14 protein-coding genes are annotated in these 18,142 nt (G+C 65.8%); 5 read left to right on the top strand and 9 right to left on the bottom strand.

Annotation, left to right across the window (positions count from 1 at the left end):
- Window positions 1–2: 2 nt before the first annotated feature.
- The 7 genes from RND64_RS03765 to RND64_RS03735 form a co-directional block, all read right to left on the bottom strand.
- Window positions 3–4,103: a bifunctional nitrate reductase/sulfite reductase flavoprotein subunit alpha gene (locus RND64_RS03765; protein ID WP_235434291.1), complete on the bottom strand. Its 4,101-nt coding sequence runs from the start codon at window positions 4,101–4,103 to the stop codon at window positions 3–5.
- A 56-nt stretch (window positions 4,104–4,159) separates the two neighbouring features.
- Window positions 4,160–4,894 carry a sirohydrochlorin chelatase gene (locus tag RND64_RS03760; RefSeq protein ID WP_049697708.1) on the bottom strand — a complete coding sequence of 245 codons (735 nt, stop codon included), beginning with the start codon at window positions 4,892–4,894 and terminating at the stop codon, window positions 4,160–4,162.
- On the bottom strand, window positions 4,884–6,065 hold the full coding sequence (locus RND64_RS03755; protein ID WP_049697707.1) for a uroporphyrinogen-III synthase: 1,182 nt from the start codon (window positions 6,063–6,065) through the stop codon (window positions 4,884–4,886). Before RND64_RS03755 ends, RND64_RS03760 begins: the two co-directional genes overlap by 11 nt.
- Entirely contained in the window at window positions 6,062–6,466 is a 405-nt protein-coding gene (nirD, locus tag RND64_RS03750) for a nitrite reductase small subunit NirD (RefSeq protein ID WP_049697706.1), read from the bottom strand. Before nirD ends, RND64_RS03755 begins: the two co-directional genes overlap by 4 nt.
- Window positions 6,463–9,006, bottom strand: coding sequence for a nitrite reductase large subunit NirB (gene nirB / locus RND64_RS03745; RefSeq protein ID WP_049697705.1), 2,544 nt, complete (start codon window positions 9,004–9,006; stop codon window positions 6,463–6,465). Before nirB ends, nirD begins: the two co-directional genes overlap by 4 nt.
- Before the next feature lie 8 nt (window positions 9,007–9,014).
- Complete coding sequence (locus RND64_RS03740) at window positions 9,015–10,472, bottom strand: nitrate/nitrite transporter (protein WP_049697704.1); 1,458 nt, start codon at window positions 10,470–10,472, stop codon at window positions 9,015–9,017.
- A 273-nt stretch (window positions 10,473–10,745) separates the two neighbouring features.
- Window positions 10,746–11,804: an alpha/beta hydrolase gene (locus tag RND64_RS03735; protein WP_049697703.1), complete on the bottom strand. Its 1,059-nt coding sequence runs from the start codon at window positions 11,802–11,804 to the stop codon at window positions 10,746–10,748.
- A gap of 204 nt (window positions 11,805–12,008) precedes the next feature.
- On the opposite strand from RND64_RS03735, the gene RND64_RS03730 reads away from it, so the two are divergent.
- From RND64_RS03730 to RND64_RS03710, 5 genes are read left to right on the top strand one after another with little or no spacing between them, the layout of a single operon-like run.
- Window positions 12,009–13,169: an acyl-CoA dehydrogenase family protein gene (locus RND64_RS03730; RefSeq protein ID WP_049697702.1), complete on the top strand. Its 1,161-nt coding sequence runs from the start codon at window positions 12,009–12,011 to the stop codon at window positions 13,167–13,169.
- A 40-nt stretch (window positions 13,170–13,209) separates the two neighbouring features.
- On the top strand, window positions 13,210–14,430 hold the full coding sequence (locus RND64_RS03725) for a CaiB/BaiF CoA transferase family protein (RefSeq protein ID WP_049697701.1): 1,221 nt from the start codon (window positions 13,210–13,212) through the stop codon (window positions 14,428–14,430).
- A complete protein-coding gene (locus RND64_RS03720) occupies window positions 14,427–15,296 on the top strand; it encodes an FAS1-like dehydratase domain-containing protein (RefSeq protein WP_049697700.1) in 870 nt (289 codons plus the stop codon). The genes RND64_RS03725 and RND64_RS03720 overlap by 4 nt, the downstream gene beginning before the upstream one ends.
- Window positions 15,293–16,138 carry an HpcH/HpaI aldolase/citrate lyase family protein gene (locus RND64_RS03715; RefSeq protein WP_049697699.1) on the top strand — a complete coding sequence of 282 codons (846 nt, stop codon included), beginning with the start codon at window positions 15,293–15,295 and terminating at the stop codon, window positions 16,136–16,138. Before RND64_RS03720 ends, RND64_RS03715 begins: the two co-directional genes overlap by 4 nt.
- A complete protein-coding gene (locus tag RND64_RS03710) occupies window positions 16,135–16,944 on the top strand; it encodes an alpha/beta fold hydrolase (protein ID WP_049697698.1) in 810 nt (269 codons plus the stop codon). The genes RND64_RS03715 and RND64_RS03710 overlap by 4 nt, the downstream gene beginning before the upstream one ends.
- 4 nt (window positions 16,945–16,948) lie before the next feature.
- Here RND64_RS03710 and RND64_RS03705 read toward each other — a convergent pair whose 3' ends face one another.
- Both RND64_RS03705 and RND64_RS03700 read right to left on the bottom strand, forming a co-directional pair.
- Entirely contained in the window at window positions 16,949–17,383 is a 435-nt protein-coding gene (locus tag RND64_RS03705; protein ID WP_049697697.1) for a MarR family winged helix-turn-helix transcriptional regulator, read from the bottom strand.
- A gap of 54 nt (window positions 17,384–17,437) precedes the next feature.
- Complete coding sequence (locus tag RND64_RS03700) at window positions 17,438–18,097, bottom strand: GntR family transcriptional regulator (RefSeq protein WP_049698039.1); 660 nt, start codon at window positions 18,095–18,097, stop codon at window positions 17,438–17,440.
- Window positions 18,098–18,142: the final 45 nt, after the last annotated feature.

The raw sequence follows: 18,142 nt of genomic DNA, 5'->3' as shown, positions 1-18,142 counted from the left end.
TTTCAGTAGACGTCACGCACGTAACGTTTATCGGCGGCAAGGGCTTTCACATATGCCTCGGCACTGGGGCCGGACAACTTACCGTGTTCGGCGACGACCCGGGTCAGCGCGTCGTCGACATCGCGGGCCATCCGCATCCGGTCACCGCACACATAGAAGTGCGCGCCGTCGGACAGCCATCGCCAGAGCTGTTCACCGTGCTCGATCATCCGGTCCTGCACATAGACTTTCGACTTCTGATCGCGGGAGAATGCGACGTCGAGCCGGTCCAACGACCCGTCGGCGAGCATCGTCTCGAGTTCGTCGCGGTAGTAGAAGTCGGTGGCCGCGTGCTGCTCACCGAAGAACAACCAGTTCGGCCCACGATGACCCAGTAGCCGACGATGATGCAGGAACCCGCGGAATGGTGCGATTCCGGTACCCGGGCCGACCATGATCATCGGGGCGTCCGGATCCTCGGGCGGCGAGAAGCCGGCATTGCGCTGCACCCAGATTCGAATGTCGTCGTCGGCGGCGTGGTCGGCGAGGTAGGTCGAGCAGACGCCGTGACGCGGGACGCCGTGCAGGTTGTAGCGCACTGCCGACACCGTCAACTGGACCTCGTCGGGACTCTCCAGCGGACTCGACGAGATCGAGTACTGCCGGGGTGTCATCGGCGCCAGCGTCGACAACCAGTCGGCCGCCGATGCACGCATCGGGAACGTGGTGAGCAGGTCGGCGATCTGCCTGCCCCACAGCCAGTCGTCTAGGTCGGATTTGTTCTCCGGCGCCAGCATCGACCGCAGATCCGCCGATGCTGCCCGGTCGCAGACGAATTCGAGGACACCGGGGCTGATCTTCGCGATCTCGAGGCGTTCACGCAGGGCGCTGGCCAACGGCATGTCCTCGCCGCCGACGGTGACCACCGTGTCGGCGTCGAGTCCGGAGGTCTCCAGGAACGCCTCGACCAGTGGTGGACTGTTGCGCGGCCACACCCCGAGGGCATCGCCCGCATCGTAGGTCAGAGTGTTCTCGGGCAGCGCGAACCCGAACTGCCGCACGTCCTTTGCCGATCCGTCGCCACTGAGGCGGGTGTTCCGGACCAGCGAGGTCACCAGCGGGTTCTTACGGCCGTAGGAGATCGGCGCGTCCGGCACCGGCGGGGCTTCCGCGGGGGCGCTCGCCGACGGCAGCGCCGTGGCCAGTTCACCGGATACGGCGTCGAGCCAGCCCTGCGCCGTCGACTCGAAATCGGGTTCGCAGTCGACCCGGTCGAGAAGACGCGTGGCCCCCAGTTCGGCCAGCCGGTCGTCGAGTTTGCGTCCGAAACCGCAGAATTCGTCGTAGCTGGGATCGCCGAAGGCCAGCACCCCGTACCGCACGCCGCTCAGCGGTGGCGCATCGTCGCCGGAAAGTTGGTCCCAGAAGGATGTGGCGTTGTCCGGGGGATCGCCGTCTCCGGTGGTGGAGGTGACGATCAGCACCGTGCTCTCCGGGGTGAGGGCAGCGAGTCCGGCCTCGTCGAGGGTTTTGGTTGCGGCCGAATAGCCCTGCGCCGCCAGCGATTGTGCGACGGTCGGCGCGTAGTCCTCGACGGTACCGGTCTGCGATGCCCAGAGCACCTCGACGGTCGGCGCGAGCGCCGCGTCCTCCGGCGCTGCTGCCTGCGGCCCGTCCGCGGTGGACGTGGATCGTGAGAATGCCCCGGCGAGAACACCATTCACCCAGGCGCGATTCTGTTCGGACAGCGGTGCCTCGGGCGGCAACAGCGGTACGCCTGCAATCGACGCCTCGCTCTGCAGCCCGGCGAGCACTCCGGCCACATAGGCCTGTTCGGTGGCCGACAGCGCGGGCGGAGCAACGGCCGAAAGTCCCAGTGTCACAGCGAGAGATGACGCCGGGACATCGGTGCGGGCATGGGCCGGTGCGGGTGTATCAGCGGTCGGCGCTGCGGCGACCTTCTCCAACGCCACGGCACTCACCTTGAACTCCGGTTGCAACGACGCCGGGTCGACGGCGTCGTTGGTGACGGCATTGATGGTGACGTCCGCACCGAACATGTCGCTCCAGTGAAACGGTGCGAAGCAGTTGCCGGGGCGTACGCGGTCGGTGAGGACGGCAGGCAGCACCGCGGCACCGCGCCGTGATCGCACGCGCACCGAATCCCCCTCGGCCACATCGAGAGCGGCCGCATCGTCAGGGTGGATCTCGACGAACGGTGACGGGTTGAGTTTGTTGAGCTTGGCCACCCGCCCGGTCTTGGTCATGGTGTGCCACTGGTGCGGCAGCCGGCCGGTGTTGAGGACGAGGGGGAACTCGTCGTCGGGCATCTCGGCGGGCGGCAGACATGGTCGGGCGTGGAAGATCGCCCGCCCGCTCGGGGTGGGGAAGACGAACTCCGGTGTGGTGCCGTCGGCGCGCACCACCTTGGTCTGGCTACGGCCGTCGTTGAGATAGCGGATGGGGTGGCGGTCGGCGTCGTCGTCGGGCGGGCACGGCCACTGCAGCGGGGTCTCGCGGAGCCGCGCATAGCTGGCACCGCGAATGTCCCAGCCGGTCTTGGGATTCCAGAACCGCTTGATCTCCTCGAACACCTCTTCGGCCGAACCGAAGGAGAATCCTTCGCCGTATCCCATCTCGGTGGCGATCCGGCAGATCAGTTGCCAGTCGGGCAGCGCATCGCCGGGTGGCGCGACGGCCGGCTGGAAGAGGGTGAGGTTGCGTTCGGAGTTGATCATCACCCCGTCGGACTCGGTCCACAGAGTGGCGGGCAGTGCGACGTCGGCGTAGGGCAGGGTCTCGTTCTCGGCGAACACATCCTGCACCACCACCAGCTCACAGCGTTGCAGTGCTTCGATGACACGCGATCGATTGGACACGCTGGCAATGGGATTGGTGCAGATGATCCAGCAGGCCTTGATCTTGCCGTCGGCCATCTGGTCGAACATGTCGATGGTGCCGGTCCCGACCTCACTGCGCAGCGTACCGCGTGGCACACCCCAGGTGTCCTCGCAGAAGTCACGGTCGGCCTCGGAGATCACCGCCCGCTGGCCGGGCAAACCCGGCCCCATATAACCCATTTCGCGTCCGCCCATCGCGTTGGGCTGTCCGGTGAGCGAGAAGGGACCACTGCCGAGGCGGCAGATCGCGCCGGTGACCAGGTGCAGATTGATCAGCGCGTTGGTGTGCCAGGTTCCGTGGATGGACTGGTTGAGTCCCATTGTCCAGCAACTCATCCAGTTCGTGGACTCACCGATCCACTGTGCGGCCGCGCGGATGTCGGCCTCGGGGATGCCGGTGGTCTCGCTGACGACACCGGGCGTGTACTCGGAGACGAACTCCTTGGTCGCATCGAAACCCTCGGTGTAGGTCTCGACGAAGGAGTGGTCGACGTCGTCGGCCTCGATCAGCAGGTGCAGCAGACCGTTCAGCAGGGCGAGGTCGGTGCCGGGTTTGACCTGCAGGTAGAGGTCGGCCTTGGCCGCGGTGGCGGTGCGTCGTGGATCGATCACGACCAGTTTCGCGCCTGCCTTGACCCGTTCCATCATGCGTAGGAACAGGATCGGATGGCAGTCGGCCATGTTGGAGCCGATGACGAAGAACAGGTCGGCGTGCTCGAAGTCCTGATAGGAGCCGGGTGGGCCGTCGGCGCCGAGGGACTGCTTGTAGCCGGTGCCCGCGCTGGCCATGCACAGTCGCGAGTTGGATTCGATGTTGATGCCGCGCAGATAGCCCTTGGTGAACTTGTTCGACAGGTACTGCGCCTCGGTCGACATCTGGCCCGACACGTACACCGCAACCGAATCCGGGCCGTGCTCGTCGGCTATCGCCCGCATCCGACGTGCGGCAAAAGAGATCGCCTCGTCGATTCCGACCGACTCCCGGTCGGTGTCACGGCTAGTCCGGATCGACGCCTTTTCCATCCGTCCCGGAGCGGCAAGCATGTCCGACGTGGTCGACCCCTTGGTGCACAACCGGCCGAAGTTCGTCGGATGATCCTTACGTCCGGTGGTCTTGGTGACCAACGGAAGTCCTGCGCCGTCGGGCGTCGACACGTGCAGCACCATCCCGCACCCCACCCCGCAGTAAGCACAGAGCGAGTCGACGGTGGAGGTCGCGGGCATGACTCCATGGTTGGAGCCGATTGTTTCCGATGCCATGAATGCGCGTTACCGGTCGATCACATGGTTCTCACACGCGCTAGTCGCGACTGTGAGTCGCCCCGGCCCGTGGTGGTGAGCCGCGCGACGATCAGATCCGCCACCCGCGGGTCCGCGCCGATCGGGGCAGCAACGCCGTCGGCGCCGTACTCGCTCAAGCGGGCGTGAAACAGTCCTGGCGCCAACAGGTAGGCGGCGATGAAGACCCGACGCCGCCGCGACCCACGCGTGGCCGACACCACGTCGGGGACGCGTGGTGTCGCGGTGGTGACGTAGCCGACCGGAACGTCGTCGTCGATCAGCTCGCCGAGCTGACCAGCTGCGGTCTCGACGTCGGCCAGCGCGAGCGCATCCGAGGATCCGGCGGCGGCCATGACCACGGCGTCACCGCGCCGCCAGCCGGCGGCGCGCAGTCGCTCGAGCATCAGCACCGCGAGCATCGGGTCGGGGCCCATGTTGTCGCACAGGGCGACGCTCTGATGGCCGCTGGCCTCGATGTGCTCCGGGATGTCGCGTCGGACGTGGTATCCCGCGGCCAGAAAAGCGGGCACGATCAGCGCAGGCCCCGGGGTCTGCCTGAGTAGCTCCGACGGCGAGGGACCGAGGACGTCGACGAATGCGACGCGCGTCGTTCCGACGCGCTCCCCCACGAGTTCGGCAATGCGTGCGATGGTCGCGACTCCCGCAACCGAGCGGGTGCCGTGAGCCACGAGGATGGGTTGCGGCGCGGTGGCAGCGAAGTGTTCAGGCGTCATCGGAATCGTTCTCGTCGTATTCGAGGTCGACGGCCAAGCGGTATCCACGCTTGACCACCGTCTGGATCATTTTGGAATCGCCCAACGCCGAGCGCAGTCTGGTGACCGCCATCTCGACGGCGTGCGTATCAGTGCCACCGCCGGGAAGTTCGTCGAGCATCGCTTTGCGCGAAATGACTTGTCCCGGAACACGATGCAGCACGCGCAGCAGCGCCATACTCGAGCCCGTCACCGATTGGAAGCAGCCGTCGACCACCACGCCCGACGCGCGCAGGCTCAGGTCGTGCCCCGCGACGCGGAGCACGCTCGCGCGACGCGGTAGTTCCTCGGCGATGAGTCTGACGAGCGCTCCGAGACGAAACCGGGCGGGCTGGACCGTGGGAACCTGAAGCGCGTGCAGCGGCCCCGCCGTCACGTTGCCGACGCACATCGCGGGTACCACGGTGCGCATGGCGTGCAGCAACGGTTCAAGCGCACCGGTGCGATGCGCTTGACCGAGCATCGACGCCACCGCTGGTGCGCTGGTGAACGTCACGGCGTCGAGGTCGCGGTTGATGACAGCGTCGATCATCCGGGCCATCGGGTCGGTGTCGTCCGGCGGAGTCCAGCGGTAGACCGGCACCGGGACGACCTCCGCGCCCGCCTCGCGGAGCACGTCGCACAGGTCGGGTAGCGGCTCCCAGCTCGTCGTCGCGCCGTGGAGCTGTACTGCCACCCGCAGACCCGCGACTCCCTCGTCGAGTAGCTCACGGATCAGCTCGCTCGACGACTCGCTAGGCGGCGACCACTGTTCACGCAGACCCGCCGCGCGAATGGCCCCCTTGGCCTTGGGGCCTCTCGCGAGCAGGCGCACGCCACCGAGCGTGTCCACCAGGTCGTCGGCGAGTCCCCACCCGTCGGCCGCCTCCACCCAGCCGCGGAATCCGATTCCTGTGGTCGCCACCATGACGTCTGGCGGTTCCTTGAGAATGGATTCGGTGGCACGCTCGAGCTCGTCGTCGTCGATGAGCGGGATGATGCGGATGGCAGGGGCATGGATGACCTCGGCGCCACGACGTGTGAGCAGCGCGGCGAACTCGTCGGCTCGCCGCGCCGCCGTGATGCCGATGGTGAAGCCGGTCAGGGTCTTGTCCGGATTCGCCGTGACCGTGGGTGGGTCGGAGGGTGTCATCGGGTGTCGCTGGTCTCGATGATCCCGACCTCGACCATTCCATCGACAACCCGCACCGGGTACGTCCGCAGCGCCTGCGACTCGTCATCGAGACACGCGCCGGATTCGAGCGAAAACACCTGCTTGAGCAGGGGTGATGCGACGGTGGGCTCACCATTTCGATCGCCGATCAGCCCGCGCGACATCACGGCGGCGCGGCCGAAGGGATCGATGTTGTCAACGACGCGCAGTGTGTCCGCGCCGTCGGACAGGCGGAACACCGCGACCTGTGTGGTGCCGACGAGCGCCGCAACACCGCGGCCGACAGTCAACTGGTCGAGCGTGCACACCGGCACCCAGGTACTCACGGTCGCAACAGTGGTGTCGCCCGCCGACTGCGGAGCGTCGTCCAACGCGGTCATGATGCTGTCTCCTTGAGTCGTGTGGGCGTGCCGAGCAGCACCGGGACCTTGCGGCCCGACGAGTCGTCGAAGGCGATGGTCGGGTCGGGAGTCTCCGGGGCGTTGACGAAGGACACGAAGCGACGCAGCTTGTCCTCATCGTCGAGCACTGCGGCCCATTCGTCGCGGTAGCCGTCAACGTGCCTGGCGACCGCATCCTCGAGGTCGCCTCCGATACCAAGGATGTCGTCACACACGATTTGCCGCAACCGATCGAGCCCTCCGTCGAAGCTCTCCTGCCACGGCGCGGTGCGCTGCAACCTGTCGGCGGTCCTGACGTAGAACATCAGGTAGCGGTCGATGTAGCGCACCAGCGTCTCGTCGTCGAGTCCGGACGCGAGAAGCTTTGCGTGCGTGGGACTCTGGCCGCCGTTTCCGCCGACGTAGAGGTTCCATCCATTCTCGGTCGCGATCACGCCGACGTCTTTGCCGCGCGCCTCCGCGCATTCGCGGGCACACCCTGACACGCCGAGCTTGATCTTGTGTGGTGAACGTAACCCGCGATAGCGATGTTCGAGGCGGACCGCCATTGCCACCGAATCCTGCACGCCGTAGCGACACCAGCTCGAACCGACGCAGCTCTTCACAGTCCGCAAGCTCTTGCCGTAGGCGTGGCCGGACTCCATCCCGGCGTCGACGAGTCGGCGCCAGATCTCGGGAAGCTGCTCGACGCGCGCACCGAACATGTCGATGCGCTGACCACCGGTGACCTTGGTGTACAGGCCGAAATCCTTCGCGATCTGACCGATCGTGATCAGTTGGTCGGCGGTCACCTCGCCACCGGGCATCCGCGGAACGACCGAGTAGGTGCCGTTCTTCTGCAGATTGGCCAGGAAGTGGTCGTTCGTGTCTTGCAGCGCGGCCTGCTCGCCGTCGAGGATGTGATCGCTCGACGTCGAGGCCAGGATCGACGCGACGGTCGGCTTGCAGATCTCGCACCCACTGCCGGTCCCGAAGCGGGCGATCAGCTCGGAGAAGGTGCGGATTCCGGTTGCGGCGACGATCGAGAACAGTTCGGCACGCGACTGCGCGAAGTGCGCACACAGGGCCTTGGACAACTCGACGCCCGAGTCGGCGAGCAGCCTGGTGATCGACGGCACGCAGCCACCACACGTCGTACCCGCCGACGTGCAGCCCTTGATGTCGGCGACCGAGCATGCGCCCTCGGCGATGGCCGAGCAGATCGATCCCTTGGAAACGCCGTTGCACGAACAGATCTCGGCGTCGTCGGGCAGTGCGGACAATCCGATGCCGCCGCCCTCGCCTGCCGCGGGCGCGATCAACGACGACGGATCGCCCGGAATCTCGCGTCCCACCATCGGTTTCAGCATCGCGTACGCATCGGCGTCGCCGACGAGGATGCCGCCGAGCAGGGTCGACGCGTCGTCGGAGAGCACGAGCTTCTTGTAGGTGCCCGCGACGGGATCGGAGTAGACGATCTCGAGTGCGTTCTCGGTGACACCCATGGCGTCTCCGAAGCTCGCGACGTCGACGCCGAGTAGCTTGAGCTTCGTCGACATGTCGGCGCCGGGAAACAGGGTGTCCTCGACGCCGAGGATGCCGTCCGCGGCGATCTCGGCCATCGTGTAGCCGGGAGCGACGAGCCCGTAGCACCGACCCTCGACCGCGGCGACCTCACCGATCGCCCAGATCGCCGAATCGCTTGTGCGACATCCGGTATCGGTGATGATTCCGCCGCGCTCACCGACGTCGAGCCCGGCCTGCCGACCGATCGCGTCCTGCGGGCGGACTCCCGCGGAGAACACCACGAGCGCGGCGTCGAGGACGGTCCCGTCCGACAGTGTGACGGCGAGGAGTTCGTCGTCTCCGTCGGCGATGGCCGTCGTGGACACGCCTGTGTGCACGTGCAGACCGAGCTCACCGACGAGCGATGCCAGCAAAGCTCCGCCGCCGTCGTCGACCTGAAGTGGCATCAGTCGGGGCGCGAATTCGACGACGTGCGGCGTCATTCCGAGCAGTCGCAGGGCGTTGGCCGCCTCGAGTCCGAGCAGTCCGCCGCCGACAACGACTCCCGGCGCACCCGGCTCCGCGGCCTCGGCGATCGCGCGGATCGCGTCGAGGTCGGCGAGCGTGCGGTACACGAAGCTCCGCGGATTGTCCTTGCCCTCGACAGGCGGCACGAACGGATACGATCCGGTGGCGAGAACGACTGCGTCGTAGTCGATCTCGTTGCCCGACGAAGTGATGATCCGACGTTGATCGCGGTCGATCGTCGTGGCCGACTCGCCCAACCGGAGCTCGACGAGGCCGTCTCCGGCATAGGTGTTGTCGGGCAGCGACATCGACGCGGGGTCCCACGATCCGACGTAGCTCGACAACCCGACACGGTCGTAGGCAGCGACCGGTTCTTCGCTCAACACGATCACCCGGTATCGGTTCGCGGTGTCGCGTTCGCGCAGTTCCTGAACGAATCGGTGTCCGACCATTCCGTGGCCGACGACCACACAGGTTTGTGTATCCATCGTTGGTGCCGAATCCATCTCGCGGGTCACTTCGCCGGTTCCGCTGCCGGGACCGTGGCCGAAGGCGCGTCGTCGGCGACGGGCGGGTCGACCGCGATGTCGGTGGTCTCCCGCTCCTCCAGCACGATCTCGCGGCGGGCGTAGAAGATCCAGGTGATGATCGCAGCGACCACGTAGAAGCCGAGGAACACCCAGAAGGCAACCGTCGCAGACTGATTGGCCTTGTAGCTCGAACGCAGAACCAGGTTGATGGCGACGCCGCCGAGCGCACCGACCGCACCCGCGATGCCGATGAGTGCACCGGACATCTTGCGTGACCAGATCACGCGGCCCATGGTGTCGAGGCCGGTGAGGTTGCGCGACTTGTGTTCGAAGACGGTCGGAATGATCTTGTAGACCGAACCATTGGCGATGCCCGAGATCAGGAACAGCAGGATGAATCCGACGATGAAGCCGATCAGCTGAGCGGTACCGATCTTGTGATGGGCGTGTGCGTCGGCGGCCATTCCGGAGATCACCAGGACCGACGCCGATGCGATCATCGCGAGGAAGCACAGGAAGGTGATGCGGCCACCGCCGAAGCGGTCGGCGAGCTTGCCGCCGAACGGACGGGCGATGGAACCGAGAAGCGGTCCGATCCAAGCAATCTGGGCTGCGGCGAGTGCGGCATTACCGACGCCGGACGACTTGAAGCTGATCTGCAGCACCTGCGAGAAGGCAAAGCTGAAGCCGATGAACGAGCCGAACGTGCCGATGTAGAGAAGCGAGATCAACCACGTGTCGCGGTACTTCAGGCAATCGACCATGGAGCGATAGCTCGAGGTCTGGTGGTCGAGGTTGTCCATGTAGAGCGCGGCACCGATCGCGGCGAACGCGAGAGCGACGAGGTAGATGGCGCACACGATCTCCGGCTTGTCGGACGCCAACCAGATGACCAACAGCCCGATCAACTGGATCACCGGGACACCGATGTTGCCGCCGCCCGCGTTGAGTCCCAGTGCCCAGCCCTTGAGGCGGTGCGGGAAGAACGCGTTGATGTTGGTCATCGACGACGCGAAGTTGCCGCCGCCGAGGCCGGTGAGCGCCGCGGCAAAGAGGAACCAACCGAATCCGAACTTGCCCGGATTCAGCATCAGTATCAACACCAGGGTGGTCGGGATCAGCAGGACCACCGCGGAGAAGATCGCCCAGTTACGGCCGCCGAACTTGGCGGTCGCCGTGGTGTAGGGAATACGGAGGCACGCACCGACGAGAGTGGCCGTTGCCGTGATGGCGAACTTCTGGTCGAGGCTGATGCCGTACTCCGGCGACATGAAGAGCACCATCACCGAGAACAGCGACCAGATGGAGAAGCCGATGTGCTCGCAGATGATCGACCAGACGAGGTTGCGCTTGGCGATCTCTGCGCCGCCCGCATCCCAGGCTTGCCGGTCCTCCGGGTCCCATCCGGTGATGTGGTGTTTACGGGTGTAGGTGTAACTCATGTTGATGCCGCTTCCTGCAATGGGCTGAGGTGTCGCGACAACGGCGGCGCGACGTGATGTGTCTATGACCATAGGAAGCGCCTGTTGCAGGAAGTTTTCTGCGCGTGACCTCGCCGTCACAGTCTGCTCACCTGACGAGGCGGCGAGGTGTGAGAAGGGCAGTGTGACAAGACCGCGAGCATGAGAAGACCGCGAGACGTGCGAACTCTGCGTGGAAGAGCGGCCGAGCGGAGAGTCGACGGCCGGGCCGCGTGCCCGGCGTTAGAGCAAACCCTACTTCTTCGGCGCAGCCTTTGCGGCCGGTGCGGGCTTGGCGTTGAGATCGGCCTCGATCATCGGCCAGGTGTCGTGGAGATCCTGTTCCCAGTATGCCCAGGAGTGCGTCCCGCCCGATCGGGTCAGAACCTTGTTGGGCACGTTCAGCTGCCTCATACGCGCAACCATCTGCTGGGTGCAGTTGTTGACGGCCGCCTCGATGACCCCACCGAGCAGGACCTGGTTGGCGAGAGTGACCGGGTCACCGTTGATCAGTGGCGAGTCGAGCCGATCGTACTGGCCGGGCAGCCCCGTGCCGCTGGTCATGTAGACCTTGGTACCGCGCAGCTTGGCCGCGTTCAGATAAGGATCGTTCGCCCGCCACCCCGGGCCGCCGGGCACGCCCCACATGTTCACGATGTTTCCGCGTCCGCGATCGCCGACGACCATCCGAATGTATTGCAGCCCAAGCGGATCACTGGTTCGTGCACACCCGCTGTAGGCTGCGACGGCCTTGTAGAGCTTGGGCTCTGCGATCGCAAGATTGAGCACCGACGTACCGGCCATCGAGATGCCGGCGATCGCGTTGGCCTTGGTGGTCTTGAACTCCTTGTCGATGAGCGGCGGTAGTTCCTTGGTCAGGAACGTCTGCCACTTGTTGCGGCCGAGAACCGGGTCGTCGCGCTGCCAGTCGGTGTAATACGAGAATGCACCGCCGATCGGGGTGACCACGTTGACGTTCTTGTCGGCGAAGAACTGCGCGTACGACGTCTTGGCTGCCCATGTCGCCGAATCCTCGCCTCCGCCTGCGCCATTGAGCAGATAGAGGGTGGGCACCGGCTTACTGGTGTCCTTCGGATGCAGCACCGTGACGGGGATTGCCCTGTTCATCGATGCCGAGTAGACGATCAGCGTCGACTGCAGCGGCGAGTCATGGACGACGGTCTGAATGCTGGACGGGGGCGGAACGGGCGTCGGGTCGGCTGCGGCAACTCCGCTCATCGTGGCAGCGCCGACGATCACAGCCGCGAGCGCGGTCAGAGCCGTCGCACACCGAACTCCACGAAGTCGCACCATCAGCCCCTTTAGTCACACCAATAACAACAGCCTCAAATGTTACTGCCGCGCGCCGAGCGTCGCCAAATGCTCAGGGGCGTCGTTAGGCAGTTGTGACCACGGCATACGCCGAGCGTGTCGCCCCCCCCTGGACGTAGAAGGTGGTGACAATTCCCCGCAAACTCTATAGACTATTTTTAATAGACACCGTTTGAAGGAGTTCCCATGACCAGCACGCTGAGCGTCGAAGAAGAAGCCATCATCAAGACCGTTCGCGACTTCGTCGACAAGCAGGTACGCCCGGTGGTGCGGGAGTTGGAGCACTCGAACACCTACCCCGAGGACCTCATCGAGCAGATGAAGGAGATGGGCATCTACGGGCTTGCCATCCCCGAGCCGTACGGTTTCGCCCAGGTCTCCATGCCGTGCTACGCGCGGGTGACCGAAGAACTCGCCCGCGGCTGGATGAGTCTCGCGGGCGCGATGGGCGGGCACACCGTCGTCGCAAAGCTTCTCCTGACCTTCGGCACCGAGGAGCAGAAGGAGAAGTACCTGCCGCGCATGGCAACCGGCGAGATCCGCGCAACGATGGCGCTGACCGAACCCGGCGGCGGCTCGGACCTGCAGGCCATGCGCACCAGCGCTATCCGTGAGGGCGACGAGTACGTGATCAACGGCTCGAAGACGTGGATCTCCAATGCCCGCAAGTCCGACCTGGTCGCACTGCTCTGCAAGACCGACCCCAAGGCCCAGCCCGCGCACGCCGGCGTCTCGATCCTCCTCGTCGAGAAGGTGCCCGGCTTCGAGGTGTCCAAGGACCTGCCGAAGCTCGGTTACAAGGGCGTCGAGAGCTGCGAACTGAATTTCACCGACGCGCGCGTGCCCGCCGACGCCGTGCTCGGCGGCTCAGAAGGCAAGGGCTTCGCCCAGATGATGAAGGGCCTCGAGGTCGGCCGCATCCAGGTCGCCGCACGCGCCACGGGTGTCGCGCGAGCAGCATTCGACGACGCGCTGAGCTATGCACAGGACCGCGAGAGCTTCGGGGTGCCGATCTGGAAGCACCAGGCCGTCGGCAACATGCTCGCCACCATGGGAACAAAGCTCGCCGCGGCCCGCAGCCTGCTGTTCGACGCCGCCGACCGCGTCGGCACCGGACAACGCGCCGACATGGAGGCCGGAATGGCCAAGCTCTTCTGCTCGGAGACCGCGATGGAGATCGCGCTCGACGCCGTTCGCATCCACGGCGGCTACGGCTACTCCACCGAATACGACGTCGAGCGCTACTTCCGTGACGCACCGCTGATGATCGTCGGCGAGGGCACCAACGAGATCCAGCAGAACGTCATCGCGAAGCAACTCGTGAAACGCGGCGGACTCGACATCTGATCTGATCACCACACCCGAATATCACCGCGGAGGTGAGAGCATGCTCCCCCTGTCCGGAGTGACGGTCCTGTCGCTCGAACACGCTGTCGCAGCACCGTTTGCGACTCGACAGCTCGCCGATCTCGGCGCGCGTGTGATCAAGATCGAACGTCCCGGTACGGGCGACTTCGCCCGCGCCTACGACGAATCCGTCGACGGTCTTGCCAGCTACTTCGTGTGGCTCAACCGCTCCAAGGAGTCCGTTGCACTCGACGTGAAATCGGAGTCGGGTGCAAAGATGCTGCACGAGTTGGCCGATCGCGCCGACGTGATCGTCCAGAACCTCGGGCCGGGTGCCGCGCAACGACTCGGGCTCGGAGCCGACGAGGTGCGGGCGCGCGATCCGCGCAAGATCGTGCTCTCCATCACCGGCTGGGGCAGCACCGGACCGTGGGCTGATCGCAAGGCGTATGACCTTCTGGTGCAATGCGAAACGGGTCTGGTGTCGATGACCGGAACTCCCGACGACGTCGCAAAGGTCGGTGTCTCCATCGCCGACATCGCCGCCGGGATGTACGGATTCTCCGGAGTGCTCGCGGCGCTCTATCAGCGCCAGGTGACCGGCGAGGGCGCCACCCTCGAGGTTTCGCTGTTCGAGGCATTGAGCGAGTGGATGGGCCAGCCGGCCCACTTCACTCAGGGCGCGGGCAGACAACCGGGACGCTTCGGCGCCGCGCACGCCACCATCTCGCCGTACGGCCCGTACCCCGCCGCGGACGGACACATCTTTCTCCTCGCCATTCAGAACGAACCGGAGTGGCAACGGCTGTGCGAGAACGTCTTCGACGACGCCGCTCTCGCCGTCGATCCACGGTTCGCATCGAACACGTTGCGGGTGACCAATCGCGAGGCCGTCGACGCCGCGGTGACCGAGCATTTCGGCAGGATGACAACGGACGAACTGACCGCCCGACTCAAGCAGGCGAAGATAGCCTTCGGCGGCGTCAACACCGTCTCGGAGTTCCTCGACCATCCGGTTCTGGCGGGCCGTGACCGCTGGCGCAGCGTCGACACCGAGCGCGGACCGATACGAGCTCTGTTGCCGCCCATCGGTTTCGGTGACGAAGCGCGAATGGACCCGGTTCCGGCGCTCGGCGCCGACAGCATCGCCATCGCCCGCGAACTGGGCGCATCCGACGACGACATCGACGCACTCCTCTCGTCGGGCGTGCTCGGTGCACCCACACAGAAGACCGGTACCGCACAGGGAGGCACCTCGTGACCGACACCGCGACCACCACGTTGAGCAGCTACGTCGAGAACTGGGCACCGCAGCCCGTCGTCGAGGCCGACGCTCTCGATCCCGCACAGGCATCACGCCTGGCGGCCACCCTCGACCTGGACGAAACATTCAGCGCGGGTTCACAACTCCCGATGACCTGGCAGTGGGTCTACTTCTCCGAGTGGCCCCCCACCGGTGAACTCGGCCCCGACGGACATCCGACGGATGGCCACTTCCTCCCACCGATCCCCGACCGACGACGCATGTTCGCCGGGTCGTCGATCCGGATCGCCGAACCGCTCCGCCTCGGTACGCCCACACAGAAACGGACGAGCCTGCACGCGGTCACCGAAAAGCACGGCCGCACAGGCGACATGCTGTTCGTCACCGTGCGGTCGGAGTACATCCAAGACGACCGGACGGCCCTCGTCGAGGATCAGGACCTGGTGTACCGCAGCGACTCCGGATCGTCACGTCCGTTTGAGCGCGAGGTGGAGGAGCTCGGTCGGACGGACGCCGCGTGGACCGCGGAGCCGACGCCCAGCGCTCCCCTGCTGTTCCGCTACTCGGCGCTCACGTCGAACGCACACCGCATCCACTACGACCAGCCCTACGTGACGCAGGTCGAGGGCTATCCCGACCTCGTGGTCCACGGCCCACTTCTCGCGACCTACCTGGCCGAGCTGGTGCGGGCGAGGTCAGGGCAATCGTTGCGCAGCTTCGACTTTCGACTACGCAAGCCCCTGTTCCTCGGCGACGCATTCCGCCTCGAAGGCCGGCCATCGGGAGACGGCGATGACATCGAGCTGAAGATCGTCAGCGGTATCGACACGGTGCACGTCACCGGGCAGGGTGCGCTCGAATGAACGTCGACCTCATCCGTGCTGCCAGGACCTTCCTGTTCGTTCCCGGAAACCGCCCCGATCGCTTCGCGAAGGCCGAGGCGGCAGGCGCCGACGTCGTCGTGATCGACCTCGAGGATGCGGTGGCGCCCGACGACAAGGATGCCGCGAGATCCGATGTTGCCCAGTGGTTGTCGGCCGGACACCCCGCAGTTGTCCGGATCAACGGCGCAGACACGACATGGTTCGACGACGACGTCGCCATGCTCGGCGCGGTAAGCACACACAGCACGGTGGGCACACACAGCGCGGTCGGGACAGCGGCCATGATCGCCAAAGCCGAATCGCCGGAGATCGTTTGGAAGGTCGCCGCGGCAACAGAGGCTCCGGTCATCCCGCTGATCGAGACCGCGGTCGGTGTGCTCAACGCCCCTCGGATCGCCGCGACACCCGGCGTCGCACGCGTCGCCTTCGGCACCATCGATTTCGCGGCCGAACTCGGCGTCGACCCCGACGATCGCGAGGCGCTACTGAACGCGAGGTCGACGCTGGTTCTCGCGTCGGCTGCGGCGCGCGTCGCTTCGCCCGTCGACGGGGTCACGACGGCGCTGCGCGACACCGAGCAGCTCACAGACGATGTGGGATACGCCGCGCGAATCGGTTTGCGCGGCAAGCTCTGCATCCACCCGAGCCAAGTCGCTGCGGTGCACGACAGCCTCGCACCGACCGATGATCAGGTCGCGTGGGCACGGCGGATCGTCGACGCCACGCGTGCCGACGGGTCGGCTGTCGCCGTCGACGGCCACATGGTCGATCCGCCCGTCGTCGCACGCGCGCAGCAGATCCTCGCCGCGGTCCGGTCATGACCAGCGGTGCTGTCAGAATGGTTCCCGTGCAGGAGTATCACGAGACCGCCCGTGCGTCCGACGGCACCCGCCTGGCCGTCCAGGTACGCGGGAGCGGACCGGTGTTGCTCCTCCTACCCGGTCAGTCCAACAACCATCACTGGTGGGACCGCACCCGCAACGACTTCGCGCGCCACCGCACCACCGTCACCTTCGACTATCGCGGCACCGGCGCAAGCGATTCCCCCGACGGCGACTACAGCACGCAGTTATTCGCGCAGGATGCGCTGTCGGTGCTCGATGCGTTGTCAATCGGCCGATTCGACGTCTACGGCACATCCATGGGCGGGCGCACCGCGCAGTGGATCGCCATCTCCGCGCCCCATCGCGTCCGCAGACTCGTTCTCGGCTGCACGACTCCCGGAGGAAGCCATGCGCGCGAACGGGATTCGTCGGTCCGTCGCGCCCTGGCCGGCCCGGATGCCACGCAGGTCATGACCGACCTGATGTACACGCCCGAATGGCAGTCGGCCAACCCCGGGCCGTACACAGTTCTCGGTGACCCGACGATGACGTTACGCGCACGCCGACAACACTTGCGCGCCAGCGACTCTCACGATGCATGGGACCACCTGCCGGAGATCACCGCGCCAACCCTCATCCTCCACGGCTCCGACGACCGATTTGCACCGGTCGTCAACGCCGAGATCCTGGCGTCGGCCATTCCTGACGCCAGGACGCACGTCTTCGACGGCGCCCGGCACGCCTATTTCGACGAGTGTCGTGCAGAGGCCAGTCCGCTGGTGATGACTTTTCTCGACGACTAGCGGACTAGCCGTCGGCGCGGAGTCGATCGGCGAGTTCAGCGAGAGCGTCTGTCGCCGAGAACAATTCAGACCTCCGACGCTCCGACATTCCGTCGATTCCCACTGCGAGGGCTTCGACGTGCTCACGCACTCGCTCCTCGATGTAGGCGGTACCCGAATCGGTGATCGCGATGAGCGACGCCCGCCCGTCGGCCGGATCTGGACGGCGCTCGACCATTCCCGAGCGTTCGAGCGAGGCTATGAGCGCGGTCATGGCAGGCTGGTTGAGACCCTCGAGTAGGGCGAGGCTCGTTGCGCGCCGCGGCCCCCAGCGCCACAAACTGAACAGCGTCGACGAGCCGGCGATACTCAGGTCTCGGGTTCTGCGTTCGAGCGCGTCGGTCAACAGGTCGAACAGGCGGGTTGCGACCTCGACACTCGTCTCACCCTCACCCGCCATGCCCTTATCCTAGGCGGATTGCACATAATCCGTAAGTCGCCGGCAACGCCCTCGTCAACGCTGTGCGGCGAGGAGGTGTCCCGCGTTCCTGATGTGGTCGACCATCGCCGCCCGAGCGGCCTCGCCGTCGCGAGCACGCAACCCCGCGATGATCGCCCGATGGTCGGCGGCCGACGCCTGCGGCCACCCGTCGACCGAGGCGAAGAACCGACGCGGCGCATAGTTGAGCGATCCCTTGATCATCCACGAGAGCTTCGGAGAGCCGGCGGCAGAGTAGATCGACCGGTGGAACACATGGTTGAGTCGTTCCACTTCGTCGTAATCTGCTGTGTCAGCGGCATGTTCGAGATCCGCCTGGATCTTCTCAAGCGCGTCGAGATCGTCGTCGGACATCCGTGAGGTGGCGCGCGCGGCCAATTCGCCTGCGAGAAGCGATTGCCCGACGAAGACATCCTCGATGTCGTTGGCGCTCAACGGAGAAACCATGAAGCCGCGGCGCGGTTCGACGCGCAGCAAGCCCTCGCTCTGCAGGGTCAGCAGTCCCTCACGCATCGGTGTCGCAGAGATGTCCAGTTCGGCCGCCATCGTCTCCGGACGGATGAACTGTCCAGGCTCGAGTTGACCGGAGACGATCAGCTCGCGCACATGCTCGGCCGCCTCGTCGGACAGTCGTGGCCGACGCCTGCGGGTGCGTGCGGGAACGTCGGCACTCATGGCAAACAATATAGTCTATTGAGTTGGGCGCGGCGGTAACGTCGA

This window comes from Gordonia sp. w5E2, assembly GCF_036540975.1.
GTDB lineage: Bacteria > Actinomycetota > Actinomycetes > Mycobacteriales > Mycobacteriaceae > Gordonia > Gordonia jacobaea.
This window is presented reverse-complemented; position numbering and strand designations above follow the sequence as displayed.

Coding starts and splice junctions, on each gene's coding strand:
- RND64_RS03765 (WP_235434291.1), bottom strand. CDS start 4,103: ATGCCCGCGACCTCCACCGTCGACTCGCTCTGTGCTTACTGCGGGGTG.
- RND64_RS03700 (WP_049698039.1), bottom strand. CDS start 18,097: ATGAGTGCCGACGTTCCCGCACGCACCCGCAGGCGTCGGCCACGACTG.
- RND64_RS03725 (WP_049697701.1), top strand. CDS start 13,210: ATGCTCCCCCTGTCCGGAGTGACGGTCCTGTCGCTCGAACACGCTGTC.
- nirD (WP_049697706.1), bottom strand. CDS start 6,466: ATGACCGCGTTGGACGACGCTCCGCAGTCGGCGGGCGACACCACTGTT.
- RND64_RS03715 (WP_049697699.1), top strand. CDS start 15,293: ATGAACGTCGACCTCATCCGTGCTGCCAGGACCTTCCTGTTCGTTCCC.
- RND64_RS03735 (WP_049697703.1), bottom strand. CDS start 11,804: ATGGTGCGACTTCGTGGAGTTCGGTGTGCGACGGCTCTGACCGCGCTC.
- RND64_RS03740 (WP_049697704.1), bottom strand. CDS start 10,472: ATGAGTTACACCTACACCCGTAAACACCACATCACCGGATGGGACCCG.
- RND64_RS03760 (WP_049697708.1), bottom strand. CDS start 4,894: ATGACGCCTGAACACTTCGCTGCCACCGCGCCGCAACCCATCCTCGTG.
- nirB (WP_049697705.1), bottom strand. CDS start 9,006: ATGGATTCGGCACCAACGATGGATACACAAACCTGTGTGGTCGTCGGC.
- RND64_RS03755 (WP_049697707.1), bottom strand. CDS start 6,065: ATGACACCCTCCGACCCACCCACGGTCACGGCGAATCCGGACAAGACC.
- RND64_RS03730 (WP_049697702.1), top strand. CDS start 12,009: ATGACCAGCACGCTGAGCGTCGAAGAAGAAGCCATCATCAAGACCGTT.
- RND64_RS03705 (WP_049697697.1), bottom strand. CDS start 17,383: ATGGCGGGTGAGGGTGAGACGAGTGTCGAGGTCGCAACCCGCCTGTTC.
- RND64_RS03710 (WP_049697698.1), top strand. CDS start 16,135: ATGACCAGCGGTGCTGTCAGAATGGTTCCCGTGCAGGAGTATCACGAG.